The sequence below is a fragment of the Actinomyces sp. oral taxon 169 genome, from assembly GCF_013394715.1.
Classification (GTDB): domain Bacteria; phylum Actinomycetota; class Actinomycetes; order Actinomycetales; family Actinomycetaceae; genus Actinomyces.
This window is the reverse complement of the sequence record NZ_CP058259.1, coordinates 2,688,595-2,703,071: the sequence shown is the minus strand read 5'-3', so window position 1 is coordinate 2,703,071 and position 14,477 is coordinate 2,688,595. Positions and strand designations below refer to the sequence as shown.

11 protein-coding genes are annotated in these 14,477 nt (G+C 71.1%); 10 read left to right on the top strand and 1 reads right to left on the bottom strand.

Features of this window, described 5'->3' with window-relative positions:
• Positions 1-19: 19 nt before the first annotated feature.
• From metG to HW274_RS11295, 7 genes are all read left to right on the top strand, one after another.
• The gene (gene metG, locus HW274_RS11325; RefSeq protein ID WP_075254952.1) at positions 20-1,867 is read left to right on the top strand and encodes a methionine--tRNA ligase; all 1,848 of its coding nucleotides are present in this window, start codon (positions 20-22) and stop codon (positions 1,865-1,867) included.
• A gap of 6 nt (positions 1,868-1,873) precedes the next feature.
• Positions 1,874-2,800, top strand: coding sequence for a TatD family hydrolase (locus HW274_RS11320; RefSeq protein ID WP_075254953.1), 927 nt, complete (start codon positions 1,874-1,876; stop codon positions 2,798-2,800).
• A gap of 320 nt (positions 2,801-3,120) precedes the next feature.
• On the top strand, positions 3,121-4,134 hold the full coding sequence (locus HW274_RS11315) for a G5 domain-containing protein (protein WP_185988827.1): 1,014 nt from the start codon (positions 3,121-3,123) through the stop codon (positions 4,132-4,134).
• Between the two features lie 169 nt (positions 4,135-4,303).
• Entirely contained in the window at positions 4,304-5,248 is a 945-nt protein-coding gene (locus HW274_RS11310) for a resuscitation-promoting factor (RefSeq protein WP_075254955.1), read from the top strand.
• A 118-nt stretch (positions 5,249-5,366) separates the two neighbouring features.
• Complete coding sequence (gene rsmA / locus HW274_RS11305) at positions 5,367-6,461, top strand: 16S rRNA (adenine(1518)-N(6)/adenine(1519)-N(6))-dimethyltransferase RsmA (protein WP_075254956.1); 1,095 nt, start codon at positions 5,367-5,369, stop codon at positions 6,459-6,461.
• Positions 6,458-7,444, top strand: coding sequence for a 4-(cytidine 5'-diphospho)-2-C-methyl-D-erythritol kinase (locus HW274_RS11300; RefSeq protein WP_075254957.1), 987 nt, complete (start codon positions 6,458-6,460; stop codon positions 7,442-7,444). Before rsmA ends, HW274_RS11300 begins: the two co-directional genes overlap by 4 nt.
• Positions 7,444-9,351 (top strand): ABC-F family ATP-binding cassette domain-containing protein, encoded by a 1,908-nt coding sequence (locus tag HW274_RS11295; RefSeq protein WP_185988826.1) that lies wholly within the window; start codon positions 7,444-7,446, stop codon positions 9,349-9,351. The genes HW274_RS11300 and HW274_RS11295 overlap by 1 nt, the downstream gene beginning before the upstream one ends.
• A gap of 132 nt (positions 9,352-9,483) precedes the next feature.
• Here HW274_RS11295 and HW274_RS11290 read toward each other — a convergent pair whose 3' ends face one another.
• The gene (locus tag HW274_RS11290; RefSeq protein ID WP_003780678.1) at positions 9,484-10,029 is read right to left on the bottom strand and encodes a hypothetical protein; all 546 of its coding nucleotides are present in this window, start codon (positions 10,027-10,029) and stop codon (positions 9,484-9,486) included.
• On the opposite strand from HW274_RS11290, the gene HW274_RS11285 reads away from it, so the two are divergent.
• Genes HW274_RS11285 through HW274_RS11275 form a run of 3 tightly spaced genes read left to right on the top strand, consistent with a single transcriptional unit; the run spans position 9,986 to position 14,477 of the window.
• Positions 9,986-10,840 carry an FHA domain-containing protein gene (locus HW274_RS11285; RefSeq protein WP_313902159.1) on the top strand — a complete coding sequence of 285 codons (855 nt, stop codon included), beginning with the start codon at positions 9,986-9,988 and terminating at the stop codon, positions 10,838-10,840. The two genes, HW274_RS11290 and HW274_RS11285, sit on opposite strands and share 44 nt — an antisense overlap.
• A gap of 8 nt (positions 10,841-10,848) precedes the next feature.
• Positions 10,849-13,011, top strand: coding sequence for an FHA domain-containing protein (locus HW274_RS11280; RefSeq protein ID WP_185988825.1), 2,163 nt, complete (start codon positions 10,849-10,851; stop codon positions 13,009-13,011).
• Positions 13,011-14,477: a serine/threonine-protein kinase gene (locus HW274_RS11275; protein WP_185988824.1), complete on the top strand. Its 1,467-nt coding sequence runs from the start codon at positions 13,011-13,013 to the stop codon at positions 14,475-14,477. The genes HW274_RS11280 and HW274_RS11275 overlap by 1 nt, the downstream gene beginning before the upstream one ends.

Below are 14,477 nucleotides of genomic sequence, written 5' to 3'. Positions count from 1 at the left end.
ACCCGATAGGCTGACCTCCATGACCCACATCCTGTCCGCAGTCGCCTGGCCGTACGCCAACGGCCCGCGTCACATCGGCCACGTCGCCGGCTTCGGTGTCCCCTCTGACGTCTTCTCGCGCTACATGCGCATGGCCGGTCATGACGTCCTCATGGTCTCGGGCACCGATGAGCACGGCACCCCGATCCTCGTCGCCGCCGACGAGGAGGGTCTCAGCGCCCGTGAGCTCGCCGACCGCAACAATCGGCTCATTGTCGAGGACCTCGTGGCCCTGGGTTTGTCCTACGACCTGTTCACCCGCACCACCGCCGGCAACCACTACCACGTGGTCCAGGACATGTTCACCACCGTGCGGGACAACGGCTACATGGTTCAGCAGGTGACCCGCTCGGCGATCTCCCCCTCCACCGGGCGCACCCTGCCCGACCGCTACATCGAGGGCACCTGCCCGATCTGCGGCGCCGAGGGTGCCCGCGGGGACCAGTGCGACACCTGCGGCAATCAGCTCGACCCCACCGACCTCATCAACCCGCGCTCGCGGATCAACGGCGAGACCCCCGAGTTCGTGGAGACCACCCACTGGTTCCTGGACCTGCCCGCACTGGCTCAGGCCCTGGGCGCCTGGCTCGACGAGCGCGAGGCCTCCGGTACCTGGCGGCCCAACGTCATCAAGTTCTCCCAGAACCTCCTGGGGGACATCCGCCCGCGCGCCATGACCCGGGACATCGACTGGGGCATCCCGGTTCCCGGCTGGGAGGACCAGCCCACCAAGCGGCTCTACGTCTGGTTCGACGCCGTCATCGGCTACCTGTCCGCCTCCGTGGAGTGGGCGCGCCGCAGCGGCGACCCCGAGGCGTGGCGTGCCTGGTGGAACGACCCGCAGGCCCTGTCCTACTACTTCATGGGCAAGGACAACATCGTCTTCCACTCCCAGATCTGGCCCGCCGAGCTCCTGGGCTACAACGGTCAGGGCGCGGCCGGCGGCGAGCCCGGGTGCCTGGGCGTGCTCAACCTGCCCACCGAGGTCGTCTCCAGCGAGTTCCTCACCATGGAGGGCAAGAAGTTCTCCTCCTCCCACGGCATCGTCATCTACGTGCGCGACTTCCTCGAGCGCTACCAGGCCGACGCCCTGCGCTACTTCATCTGCGCGGCCGGCCCGGAGACCGCGGACGCGGACTTCACCTGGGCGGAGTTCGTGCGGCGCACCAACGGCGAGCTCGTGGCCGGCTGGGGCAACCTGGTCAACCGCACCGCCTCCATGATCCACAAGCGCTTCGGGCAGATCCCCCAGCCCGCCGAGCTGGAGGACATCGACCGGGCCCTGCTCGACGCCGTCGAGGCCGGCTTCGCCTCCGTGGGCGACCTCATCGCCCAGCACCGCCAGAAGGCCGCCCTGGGGGAGGCGATGCGCCTGGTCGGCGAGGCCAACAAGTACGTCGCCGACACCCAGCCCTTCAAGCTCAAGGGCGAGGACCCCGCCACCCAGGCCCGCCTGGCCACGGTCCTGCACACACTGGCCCAGGCGGTCACCGACCTCAACCTCATGCTCTCGCCCTTCCTGCCGCACGCCGCCAACGACGTCGACCGGGTCCTGGGCGGGTCCGGCCGGATCGCCCCGATGCCCCGCATCGAGGAGGTCGCCGAGCTCGACCCCGAGTACCTGCCCGAGGCCTTCGACGGCCGCACCGGCTACCCGATCATCACCGGCGACTACCAGGACGCCCCGACCTGGGGACGCCACCCGGTGACCGTCGGCACTCCCGTGGCCAAGCCGACCCCGGTGTTCACCAAGCTGGACGAGTCGATCGTCGACGCCGAGCTGGCCCGTTACGCCGGCTCCGTGCCCGACGACGTCACCGGCTCCTGAGGGCGCATGGGATCGAGGAAGCGGGACCGCTCCTGGCCGCCGGCCGACGCCGTCGCCCCCCTGGCGGCCCCGGTCACCGACAACCACACGCACCTGCCGGTCGCGGCGGACGCCGGCGGCCCCGGCTCCGAGGCGCCGCTGAGTGCCGCCGAGCTGGTCGAGCGCGCCGCCGCCGTGGGCGTGACCCGCATGGTGACCTCCGCCTGCGAGGTCACCACCTGGCAGGAGAGCCTGGCCCTGGCCCGAGAGCTGCCTGGCGTGCGTGTGGCCCTGGCCGTGCACCCCAACGAGGCCGTCCTCCACGCCGGGGTGCGCGAGACCGGCCCCGACGGGCTCGCACCTCGGGCTCAGGAGCATCATGCCGAGCCGCTCGAGGAGGTCATGGTCCGCCTCGAGGAGACGCTCAGGGCGAACGCCGACGTCGTCGTCGCCGTCGGGGAGAGCGGCCTGGATTTCTTCCGCACCGGTGAAAAGGGGGCCGTCGCCCAGCGTGAGGCCTTCCGGGCGCACATCGCCCTGGCCAAGGACCTCGACCTGCCCCTGCAGATCCACGACCGTGACGCGCACGCCGCCTGCGTGGAGGTCCTCAAGGCCGACGGCGCCCCCGCGCGCACCGTCTTCCACTGCTTCTCAGGCGGGCCGCAGCTGGCCGCCGCCTGCGCCGAGCACGGCTGGTATGCCTCCATCGCCGGCCCGCTGACCTACCCAGCCAACGACACCCTGCGGGAGGCGGTCGCCACCCTGCCCGAGTCGCTGCTCCTGGTGGAGACCGACGCCCCCTACCTCCCGCCCAAGCGCTGGCGCGGCCGCCCCAACGCCTCCTACCTGCTGGGCGACACGGTCCGCTTCCTGGCTGAGCAGCGGGGCCTGAGTGAGGAAGACCTCTGCCGGCGTCTGCAGGCCACCACCGAGGCGGTCTACGGGAGCTGGTGATCGCCGTCGGCCGCCGAGGGCCGACGGGATCCGTCTGAGACTCAGACCTATGGACCCTGACGTCCTGCGGGGAGGATGCCCGCCATCGGAGGGAAAGGAAAAGACCCCGAGGCGGTCCCGGTATGGCCGATTTTGTCCGGACGATGCCTCCCAGGTTGCCACCGTTCGTCCAGGGGTGTCCCAGGTGGGAGACAGGTTGGAATCAGGGCCTGTCTGCACGGTTCCATCACAAGCCCACAGGGTGTGAGCAGGTGCATTGGCACGCCCCTGGGTCATCGGTTACGGTGACACGCAGTCGTCAAAACGAAGGAAGTTCTATCGTGGGTCGTCACTCCCAGACCAGCTCCCTGAGTACTACACTCGCCGGCCTCGGGTCCTTGGCCTCCAAGAAGCGGGCCGACTCGGCAAGCCACGGCCGTCGTCGCGCCGAGGGGCCTGCCAAGACCTCCCTGACCCCCATGCTGTTCAAGGCGGGGGGCGCTGCCGCGGCCTTCTCCCTGGCGGTCTCCGGTGCCGCCTACGCGGCCATCTCCGCGGGGGATGACGAGGGGAGTTCCTCCTCGGGCGGTTCCTTCGGGCTGATCGGTGGTGAGTCGGACGGGCAGGCCAAGGCGGCTGCCACCCCGAAGGCCGGTTCCGGCAAGATCGCCAGCGCCCAGACCTCCACCACCACCGTCGACGAGCCGCAGGTTCACAGCACGGTGAAGAAGGAGACCGACTCCCTGCCCAAGGGTGAGACCAAGGTTGAGACCGCCGGCGTTGACGGTCTCGTGCGCACCACCTACGAGGTGACCACCCAGGACGGCAAGGAGGTCTCCCGCACCCCGGTCGCGCAGGTCGTCGTCACCAAGAAGGTGGACGAGGTCGTCCTGGTGGGTACTGGGGAGCAGCAGGCGCAGCAGGCCCAGCAGGAGGCCGCTCAGCAGGCCCAGTCCGCCGGTGATGGGCAGGCCGCCCAGGCCAACGGGGGCAGTGAGGGCTCGAACAGCAGCACTCCGGCTCCTGCGGCCAACCCCGGCGCGGGGACCGACCCCGACAGCGCCAAGGCCATTGCCCGCTCCATGATGGCCAGCCACGGCTGGGGGGACTCCGAGTTCTCCTGCCTGGAGAGCCTGTGGACCCGTGAGTCCAGCTGGAACTACCAGGCCGAGAACGCCTCCTCGGGCGCCTACGGCATCCCCCAGGCGCTGCCCGGCACCAAGATGAGCGAGGTCGCCGACGATTGGGCCACCAACCCCAGCACCCAGATCACCTGGGGCTTGAACTACATCTCGGGCCGCTACGGCACCCCCTGCTCGGCCTGGGCCCACTCCGAGTCCGTCGGCTGGTACTGAGCCGAAGCAGCCGCCCGGAACGTCGTCGACGGCGCCCGTCTCTCAGCGAGACTGGCGCCGTCGCCATTGTCATGGGACGCAGGTCACGCAGGAGTGAGGTGGCTAATTGTCGCCGCCGTGACGCTTCCACTACCGTGGCACTCGCCGTCAACTGGAAGGACGTCTCCCCATGACTCCCCTCGCCCGTTCCCACGCCCACGCCCTGCCGGAGGAGCCGCAGGCGCCGGTCCCGCAGGAGACGGCCCATGGGGAACACGGGCAACATGGGCAGCGCAGCATGCGCACCATCGCGCTGCGCGCCGGTGTGGCGGCCCTGGCCCTGTCAGTCGCGGTCTCCGGGGCTGCGTACGCCGCTGTTCGCGCGGGGGAGCCCTCACGCACCTCCGGTGTCGAGGCGGCCGCGAAGGGCACCGATGGCCTGGGGGCTGAAGGCGGTCGCAGCCGGGTCTCGGTCACGCCGAGCACCCAGAAGGTGACCACCGAGACGGTCGACGCCACCGATCCCCACGGCTCGGTCCAGCAGGAGAGCGGCGATCTGTCCGAAGGCGAGACCAAGGTGGCCATGGCCGGCGTCGACGGCGTCGTGCGCACCACCTACGAAGTCACCACCGTGGGCGGCAAGGAGGTCTCCCGCACTCCCGTCGCTCAGGTCGTCGTTACCCAGAAGGTCGATGAGGTCGTCCTGGTCGGCACCGGTGCGGCCAAGAAGCAGGAGAACAAGCCGGAACAGTCTCAGTCCCGGGGGCAGGGACAGTCTCAAGGCCAGTCCCAGTCTCAGGGGCAGGCTCCCGCTCCGTCGGCGTCGTCGGAGTCCGCCGGAGGTTCTGGCGGTTCGGCGTCGGGCGGCAGTGCCGGCGGGAATGACGGTTCGGTCGGGGACGACGTCTGGGCCAAGCTCGCCCAGTGCGAGTCCGGCGGCAACCCGGCCACCAACACCGGCAACGGCTTTTACGGCATGTACCAGTTCACCCTGGAGACCTGGCAGTCCCTGGGTGGAACCGGCTACCCCTACGAGGCCGACGCCGCCACCCAGACCGCCATGGCCAAGAAGCTTCAGGCCCAGGCCGGCTGGGGGCAGTGGCCCGGCTGCGCCGACAAGCTCGGCCTGCGCTGAGCGGCCCGAGCCGCACCGGGGTGCCGCGCAGATCCCGGAGTGGATGATGCAGAGACCGTGCGGCATGTTCCCAGATATCTCACAGTGACAAAAGGCGGGCGCCGGTTACTGTGTCCTCATGACGTTGCCGGTCCCCGATTCACAGGTGCCCCCGGCAGGAGCCGCCCCCACCGACGGGCCCGACCCTGCAGGAGCCTGTGAGGCCACCTCTGAGACCCCCGCCGATGCGGCCCGCGCGGAGCACCCCCACTCGGGCCCCCGGGATCCTCAGGATCATGGCGCCTCTCCGGGCTCCCGTGCCGCCGGTCTCCTGGGCCCCACGGAGGTCCGTGGCCTGTGCCAGGCGCTGGGCATCCGCCCCACCAAGACGCTGGGGCAGAACTTCGTCCACGACGCGGGCACGGTGCGCCGCATCGTCAGGAGTGCGGGCGTGCGTCCCCAGGACACGGTCCTGGAGATCGGGCCGGGCCTGGGCTCCCTGACCCTGGCCCTGCTGGAGACCGGGGCGCGAGTGATCGCCGTCGAGATCGACCCCGCCCTGGCCCGGGCACTGCCCGTCACCGTCGCCGACCGCATGCCGCAGGCCGCCGGCCGCCTGACGCTCATCCAGGCCGACGCGCTGAGTATCACCGGCCCGGACTCGCTGGGCGAGGCCGAGCCTCCGCCCACCCGCCTCGTGGCGAACCTGCCCTACAACGTGGCCGTCCCCGTCCTGCTCACCGCGCTGGAGGCCCTGCCCAGCCTGGAGAGCGTCACCGTCATGGTCCAGGCCGAGGTCGCCGACCGCCTCGCCGCCGAACCCGGCTCGCGGACCTACGGCGTCCCCAGCGTCAAGGCCGCCTGGTACGCCGAGGCCCGTCGCACCCTGACCATCTCCCGGCACGTCTTCTGGCCCGTGCCCAACGTCGACTCCGCCCTCGTCGAGCTCGTGCGCCGCCGGCCCCCCACCACGCGCGCCACCCGCGAGCAGGTCTTCGCCGTGGTCGATGCCGCCTTCGCCCAGCGCCGCAAGACCCTGCGCAAAGCCCTGGCCAGGCTCGCCGGAGGGGCCGACGCAGCCGAGTCCGCCCTGCGCGCCGCCGGCATCGACCCGACCCGGCGCGGCGAGACCCTCGACATCACCGCCTTCGCCGCCCTGGCCGAGGTGCTGCAGCCCGTCGTCGCCGATGAGACCGCTGCGCCAACGCCTCCCACCTCACAGGAGCAGTCATGAGCCATCTGCGTGCCGTCCCCGACGGCCCCACCGGTCCGCGCGAGTCCGCCGCGCCGCCCCGCAGCGGCTCGGCCAGCTCGGTGCGCGTCGAGGCCCCCGGCAAGGTCAACCTCTTCCTGTCCGTCGGCGCCCCCGGCCCAGACGGCTACCACCCGCTCACCACGGTCTTCCAGGCGGTCCGCCTCATCGAGACCGTCACTGCCCGCAGGCAGTCCGCCCAGGACCACGGCACCGTCACCCTCACCCTTGAGGAGCCCGACGCCGACGTGCCGGTGGACGAGTCCAACCTGGCCGTGCGGGCCGCCACGCTCCTGGCGCAGACCACCGGCGTCAGCGAGGGCGTCGACCTCCTGCTGCGCAAGCGCGTCCCCGTCGCCGGCGGGATGGCCGGAGGATCCGCCGACGCCGCCGCCGCCCTCGTGGCCTGCAACGCCCTGTGGGGCACGGGCCTGTCCCTGCCCGAGCTGTCCGCCCTGGCCGCGCGCCTGGGGGCCGACGTCCCCTTTCCCCTGACCGGGGCCACCGCCGTCGGGAGCGGCCGCGGCGACCTGGTCACCCCGATCATGACCCGGGGCGTCTACCACTGGGTCTTCGCCCTGGCCGAGGAGGGCCTGTCCACCCCGGCGGTCTTCCGGCGCTTCGATGAGCTGACCGGTGGCGGGCAGCCCGCCGTGCGCGACGTGCCCGAGGCCCTCACCGCCGCCCTGCGCGCCGGGGACGCCCGCGCCCTGGCCGCCTCCCTCCACAACGACCTCCAGGCCGCCGCCCTCGACCTGCGCCCCGAGCTGGCCGAGGTCATCGCCGTGGCCGAGGAGGCCGGGGCCCTGCGCGCCATCGTCTCCGGCTCCGGCCCCACCATCGCCGCCCTCGTCGAGGACCCCGGCAGTGCCCAACGGGTCTCGCGCGCACTGAAGGCCTCGGGCCAGGTCGCCGACGTCCTGCGCGCCGACGCCCCCGTGGCCGGCGCCCGGGTGGTGGGCTGATGGCGCACCTGCTCGGCGTGGAGAACCTGCGCCTGACGGTCGGCTCCCGCCTGCTCCTGGACGAGGTCACCCTCGGGCTGGAGGACGGCACCCGCGTCGGCGTCCTGGGCCCCAACGGCGCCGGCAAGTCCACCTTCCTGGCGGCCCTGGCCGGTCGGCGCGAGCCCGACGGCGGCCGCGTCACCCGCACCGGCGGCGTGAGCGTGGCGGTCCTGAGCCAGGCTGACGACCTGCCGCCGGGCGCCACCGTGCGCACCGCCGTCCACGGCCGGGCCCCCGAGCACGAGTGGGCCTCCGACCCGGCCGTGCGTGACATCCACGCCGGACTCATCGCCGACCTCGACCTGTCCGCCGACGTCGCCACCCTCTCCGGGGGCCAGCGCCGCCGCGTCGCCCTGGCCGCGGTCCTCACCCGCCGCGCCGACGTCGTCATCCTCGATGAGCCCACCAACCACCTCGATGTCGAGGGCGTGGACTGGCTCGCCCGTCACCTGCGGGCCCGCTTCAACGGCCCGGGTGGCCGGGCCTCCGGCGCCCTGGTGACCGTCACCCACGACCGCTGGTTCCTGGACGCCATCTGCACCAACGTGTGGGAGGTCGTCCCCGGTGTCGATCCCGGCGGCGGGCGCCCCCAGGTGGCCGGCCGCATCGAGACCTACGACGGCGGCTACGCCGCCTATGTCCTGGCTCGGGCCGAGCGCGCCCGCCAGGCCGCCGTGGCCGCCGTCAAGCGGGAGAACCTCCTGCGCAAGGAGCTGGCCTGGCTGCGCCGCGGCGCCCCCGCCCGAACCTCTAAGCCCCGCTTCCGCATCGATGCCGCCGAGGCCCTCATCGCCGACGTGCCGCCCCCGCGCGACACCGTGGCCCTGACCGCCATGGCCACGGCCCGCCTGGGCAAGAAGGTCCTCGACCTGGAGGACGTCACCGTGCGCTACCCCGGGCCGCCCACCGACACCGGCGAGGCGACCCAGCGGGAGGTCCTGCGCCGAGTCACCTGGCGGCTCGCCCCCGGTGAGCGCGTCGGCGTCGTCGGCGTCAACGGAGCCGGCAAGACCACCCTGCTGCGCCTGCTCGAAGGCGTCCAGGAGCCAACTGAAGGCCGCGTCGCCCGTGGCAAGACCGTCCAGGTGGCCACCCTGTCCCAGTCCACCCACGAGCTCGACGCGCTCGCGGACCTGCGCGTCGTCGAGGCCGTGGCCATGGTGGGGGAGAGGGTCGTCGTCGGGGACAAGGAGATGACCGCGGCCCAGCTCGTCGAGCGCCTGGGCTTCACCCGTCAGCGGGCCTGGACCCGGGTGGGGGAGGTCAGCGGCGGGGAGCGCCGCCGGCTCCAGCTCCTGCGCCTGCTCATGACCGAGCCCAATGTGCTCCTGCTCGACGAGCCCACCAACGACCTGGACACCGACACCCTGGCCGCCGTCGAGGACATCCTCGACTCCTTCCCCGGCACCCTCGTGGTCGTCTCCCACGACCGCTACCTCCTGGAACGGGTGACCGACCACCAGGTGGCGCTGCTGGGCGGCGGCAGTGTGCGTGATCTGCCCGGCGGGGTCGAGCAGTACCTCCAGATGCGCCGCGAGGCCATGGGCGCCGCCGGGAGTCCCAGAGCCTCAGCGGGCGCTGCGGCATCCGCGGCGACGCGGGCGGCAGAGCCCACGTCTGAGCGCAGCGCCACCAGCGGGGCCCGTCGGCACGAGGCTCGCAAGGCCCTGGGGCGCATTGAGCGGAAGATGGAGCGGGCGGCTCAGTCTCTCGCCGCTCTGCACGCGCGCATGGAGGAGGTCTCGGCCGATCCGAACCGGGTGGGGGAGCTGGCCGAGCTCGGTCGTGAGCTCGTGGCCGCCGAGGCGACCCACGCCGATCTGGAGGAGCAGTGGCTCGAGGTAGCGGAGGCGCTGGAGGCCTGAGGGACGGTGCCTCCGCGCCCTGGCGGTGCCTCGTCGCTGGAAGCGGTGGGGAGAGAACGGGGCTCGGGGAGAGGGATCGGGGAGGTCAGCGGTGACGTCGTTGCGCACGAACGCCCGGGCCGTCTGCGCCGATCAGACGACGGGGGCGACCTGGCGGGCCAGCTCGACGAGATGATCCAGGTTGGGGGCGATATCCTCAGCGGCGGCGCCCCACAGGCGCATGACCAGGTCCACCGGGACCGTGGGCAGTCCCGCCAGCCTCAGGACGACGACGCCCTGGGTGGGGCCGTTGGACTCGTAGAAGGCGGAGAACCCCACCATGTCCGGGCCCGGCCGCAGGCGCACCAGCTCGGCCTCGGGCAGGAGCGCAGCGACGATCTGGCGCTGGGTGGCGCGGCGTCCCTCCTTGGAGCCGTCATCCTTGGCGATCTCCAGGCTGAGGTCGATGACGAAGGGCGGGTGGGCGACGTCGTCGATATGCATGAGACGGGCGAAGCGGCCCTGGCGCTCCATGGCCTGCAGCTCGTTGAGCAGGGACTCCAGCTCGGAGCGCCACTGCGGCCCGGTCACTCCCAGGTGGGCGCTGCGGTGCCTGGCCTCCTCCCGCGCCCATCCCGGCGGTGGGAAGGGCGGGATGATCACCCATCGCTGGGGATCAGGAGTGACCGCGATCTGCACTGTGTGTTCCTTCCGAGACCTCGTCCGACTGCGAGGCAGTGGGCCGGGCGCCTACCATGTCTGTCCTATGAGGACCCGAGAGCGACATACGACAATTATGCCTGCATCCGCACGCCGACGTGTGGTCCGCGTGCTGGTGGATGCGGGGCTCATCATCGCACTGTGTGCCGTCACGGAGCGCTGCTGTGGAATCTTATTCGCTGTCGGGGCGGTTGTGCTGCTTATTGCTGTGATGACTGCCATGATGGCAATGACAGGCGCCACACCCGGCGGGCTGGTGACGGGGGTCCGGCTGCGGAGGGTAGCGGACACCAACGGTCCCCCTGGACGCTCTGCGGTGATTTACGTCGCATTTTTAGGCCTCTCTTTGGTGGCAACCGCAGGTCTGGCCCCCCTGGTGTTGTGGATCCTCTCACTATGGCGTGCTGAACAGCGCACCTGGTTCGACCGACTGGCCGGAACGGTTCTTCTCAGCGCCAGGCCGACCTCGGTGACGGCCTGCTCCCTGGTGGTTGAGGGCTCAGTAATCCCAGTTCTGGGGCCGATTGTTCTCGGGCGCCGGCCGGCCCCGATCGAGTCCCACCCCGATGCGCAGCTCGTCGCGGTGCTCCGTTCGGAGGACTCCGTGTCCAAGACGCACGCCCTGTTCGTGCCCGCTTCGGATGGGGTACTCGTCACAGATCTGGGCTCGACGAACGGAACCCACATCGAGGACGAGGAGGGCGTTCACCGACTCTCACCCGGCCGACCGGAGTACGTGCACCGGGGACGGCAGGCATACTTGGGTGACGGTGTCTGTATCGTCCGTTGAGGAGAAAAATGATGACAAACAGCCCGAACAGCAGCGCGAACAACGAGGTCTGGTGGACCGAGGGTTCGTGGACAGGCGTGGTCACGCCACGTGCTGTGATGATCCTGCCCCCGTCGGTGCCGCAGGACCTCACCGAGCGCCTGTGGCGGCTGCTGCGCAGTGAGGAGGCCTCGCTGACGCGGGCCCTGGATGAGCTCGTGATGGGGATGGGCGGACGTCTGGGTGCGATCCCGGACTTCGTGCTCGCCGTCTCGGCGCCCGAGGACGTCTTCCATGTGGCGCTGCGCGGTGCCCCGCAGATGGAGGTCGACGGCAAGGCGCTGGACGCCTCCGCGGTCACCACCTGGTTCGAGACGACGGTGACCGCCCCCAACTCGGTCATCGTCAGCGCGCCCGACGGCGCCGGACAGGTGCGCCGCCCGGCGGTCGACGCCGTCGTGAGCACCGGCCACCTGGTGCTCCGTGGATCGGAGAAGTCGAGCGGGACCCCGTCCCCCAGCCGTGCATCGTCGAAGGGGTCCGGTGACTCCGACGACGATGACCCTGACCCGGCTGGTCCTGACTACTCCACCGCTTCTGCCGGTTCCGCCGGAACCCCCGCTGCTGCCGTGAGGACCTCTCGGTCCTCCCGTCGGGCATCGCGTCGCGCCTCGCACCGTCAGTCCGCCTCGTCGGACCACTCGGAGCAGGACGACTCGTCTGAAGGGGCGCCTGCCGAGGCCGCTGAATCCGCCGACGCCGTCGACGACCTCATCGAGATCGCGCAGGACAACGCCGAGCAGCAGGCCCTCGATGGTGCCGAGCTCGCCGCGTCCCTCGAGAGCGCCGAGGCCGCTGAAGCTGCCGGTCAGTCGGAGGACTCCGCTGAGGACTCCGATGCTGCTGAGGAGTCGGCCCTGATCGCCGACTCCGAGGGACCCGCTGACCTGCTGGCCGTCGTGGCCGGCATCTCCGAGGCCCCTGAGGCGACTGAGGTGACGCCGTCGCCCGAGCTGCCCGAGTCCTCCGAGACTCCCGACGAGACCCCGGACGCCCAGACCCCTGAGGCCGTCGAGGTCGCCACAGAGTCCTCACCGGAGACCTCCGATGAGGATCTGCTGATCGCCCCCGTCTTCGATATCCCGGCCCTGCCGATCCCCTCCGCTCAGGAGGCAGAGGCCATGATCCCGCCCCCTCCGCCCCCGTCGAGCGAGGATCTTGAGGCTGCTGGTATCAAGGACGCTGCCGCCGAGGTCACCGAGGTCGCCCAGACCCCGGCCGACTTCGTGCCCGTTGAGGCCGCCGAGGCCGCCGTGGTCGCGGAGGCCACTGCTGTTGCCGAGGCCGCCGCGCAGGCGCACGCCGAGGAAGAGCCCGTACGCTCCGGGGACCACGACGGACAGACCATCAACAGTCTGCCCGACGACCTCTCCCAGGAGCTGCGCGCCGAGCTGCTCAACCAGGGGCTCGGTCCCCTGGAGCCGAGCCAGTCGGCGGAGGTTGTCGAGTCGCCCGAATCCGCGGCCGTGGATGCCGCAATGGTCGAGTTCGTGCAGCCCTCCGGCGGCGAGCCGGCGACTGCCGAGCTCGGTCGCGGGGACCACGACGGACAGACCATCAACGGTCTGCCCGAGGACCTGGTCGGCGAGCTCGTCTCCCTCGTGGGAACCGGGCCCACCAGCCCGGCGTCCCCGGTCTCGGCGAGCTCTCCCAGCGAACCCGACGCCATCCGGATCGTGCTGTCGGCGGTGTGCCCCCAGGGCCACCCCAACCCCACGAACTACACCGTGTGCCGCGTCTGCGGAGCTGAGCTCAACCGTCCGGCCAAGTCGGTGGCCTGCCCTCCTCTGGGGCGCGTGGTCACCTCCGGCGGCGAGAGCATCGAGCTCAACCGTCCCCTCCTGGTGGGTCGCAACCCTGTGGCCGACGACATCGCCAGCGTCGCGGAGGTCCCCCTCCGTCCGCTGACTGTCGCCAGCCCCAACCAGCTCGTCTCCCGCAACCACATCCTCATCGACCTGGATGCGTGGAGCGTTCTGGCCCAGGACCTGGGCAACTGCAATGGCACTGTTCTCAACCGCCAGAACGAGGCGCCCGTGCGCCTGTCCTCGGCGAATCCGGTGCTCCTGCGCAGTGGAGACGTCCTCGACCTCGGCGATGGCCAGACCCTCGCCTTTGAGAACCTCCCCTGATGCTGGATCACAAGGGACCGCCTCCGGTCATCTCCGGGTTCACGTACCTGGAGAGACTCGGAGCGGGAGGCTACTCCACGGTCTACCTCTTCGAGCAGCACATGCCCCGCCGCGAGGTCGCGGTCAAGGTCATGAACGCTGACGTGGAGGACAAGACCGCCTCCCGCTTCGAGTCGGAGGCGAACCTCATGGCGCGGGTCTCCTCCCACCCGGCCATCCTGTCCATCTACGGCGCGGGCGTCTCCGCCGATGGCCACCCCTTCCTGGTCATGGAGTACTGCCCGCCGCCGCAGCTGGGCGCCATCTTGCGCCAGGGTCCCCTCAATGTCGCTGAGACCCTGTCCACGGCGATTCAGATCGCCGGAGCGGTGGAGACCGCTCACCGGGCCGGCATCGTCCACCGGGACATCAAGCCCGCCAACATCCTGTTCACCACCTACCGCCGTCCGGTGCTCTCCGACTTCGGCATCTCCGCCATGAGCGGCCCGGAGGGGGCCGAGGAGCTGCGGGGGATGAGCGTGCCCTGGGCTCCCCCCGAGCAGCTGGTGGGGATGCGCTCGGCCAATCCGGCCTCCGACATCTACTCCCTGGGCGCGACCACCTTCGCGATGCTCACGGGGCGCAGCCCCTTCGAGACCGACGGCATCCCGGACGTCTACGAACTCTCGCGCCGTATCGTCAAGGACCCCCTGCCGCCGCTGGGGCGTCAGGACGCCCCGCCGTCATTGCACCGCGTGCTGTCGGTGGCGATGGACAAGAACCCGGACTCGCGCTACCCGACGGCGCTGGCCTTCGCCCGGGCACTCCAGCAGGTCCAGGCCGAGCTCGACCTGCCGATCACGACGGTCGACCTGTTCCAGGAGCCGGACAAGGCCGCGAAGTCCGCCCGGCGCCCCAACCCCGACGAGGCCGATACCGCCACGAAGATGGGGGTCTTCAACCAGGTCGACGTCACCAGCGAGCACATCGCTATGCGGGTGGAGCCCGACAGCGAGGACAAGGGCTCGTCGTCGGACTCGGAGGCCGGTGAGTCGAGCCGCCCCAACCGCATGCGGGCCGTACTGACCGGTCTGCTGGTCGTGGCCATGGTCGCCGCCGTCGTCGCCGCGATCGTCGTCTCCCAGAACCAGGACAAGCAGAAGAAGCCCAACAACCCCATTGCCACGATCGCCCCGCAGCCCGATGCCAACCCCCTGCAGGCCTCGGTGCCCATGGTGGGCGACATCGTCGGTGAGGCTCAGGGAGACGGCACGGTGAAGTTCAGCTGGGGTGAGCCGGAGACGAACTGGTCCGGCAGCTACCTCTACCGGGTCAAGCTGCCTGACGAGGAGACCGAGGTGGACTCCACCCGCACCAACGAGGTCACCGTCAACGCCCAGCCGGCGCGCACCTGCCTGGAGGTCACCGCGGTGCGCTCGGACGGTAAGGCATCGCCGGCCAAGACCGCCTGCGTTGACACTCCCTGA

Excerpts from the sequence above, each read along its gene's own strand:
- metG (WP_075254952.1), top strand. The coding sequence starts at position 20 with ATGACCCACATCCTGTCCGCAGTCGCCTGGCCGTACGCCAACGGCCCG.
- HW274_RS11320 (WP_075254953.1), top strand. The coding sequence starts at position 1,874 with ATGGGATCGAGGAAGCGGGACCGCTCCTGGCCGCCGGCCGACGCCGTC.
- HW274_RS11310 (WP_075254955.1), top strand. The coding sequence starts at position 4,304 with ATGACTCCCCTCGCCCGTTCCCACGCCCACGCCCTGCCGGAGGAGCCG.
- rsmA (WP_075254956.1), top strand. The coding sequence starts at position 5,367 with ATGACGTTGCCGGTCCCCGATTCACAGGTGCCCCCGGCAGGAGCCGCC.
- HW274_RS11300 (WP_075254957.1), top strand. The coding sequence starts at position 6,458 with ATGAGCCATCTGCGTGCCGTCCCCGACGGCCCCACCGGTCCGCGCGAG.
- HW274_RS11295 (WP_185988826.1), top strand. The coding sequence starts at position 7,444 with ATGGCGCACCTGCTCGGCGTGGAGAACCTGCGCCTGACGGTCGGCTCC.
- HW274_RS11285 (WP_313902159.1), top strand. The coding sequence starts at position 9,986 with ATGATCACCCATCGCTGGGGATCAGGAGTGACCGCGATCTGCACTGTG.
- HW274_RS11280 (WP_185988825.1), top strand. The coding sequence starts at position 10,849 with ATGATGACAAACAGCCCGAACAGCAGCGCGAACAACGAGGTCTGGTGG.
- HW274_RS11275 (WP_185988824.1), top strand. The coding sequence starts at position 13,011 with ATGCTGGATCACAAGGGACCGCCTCCGGTCATCTCCGGGTTCACGTAC.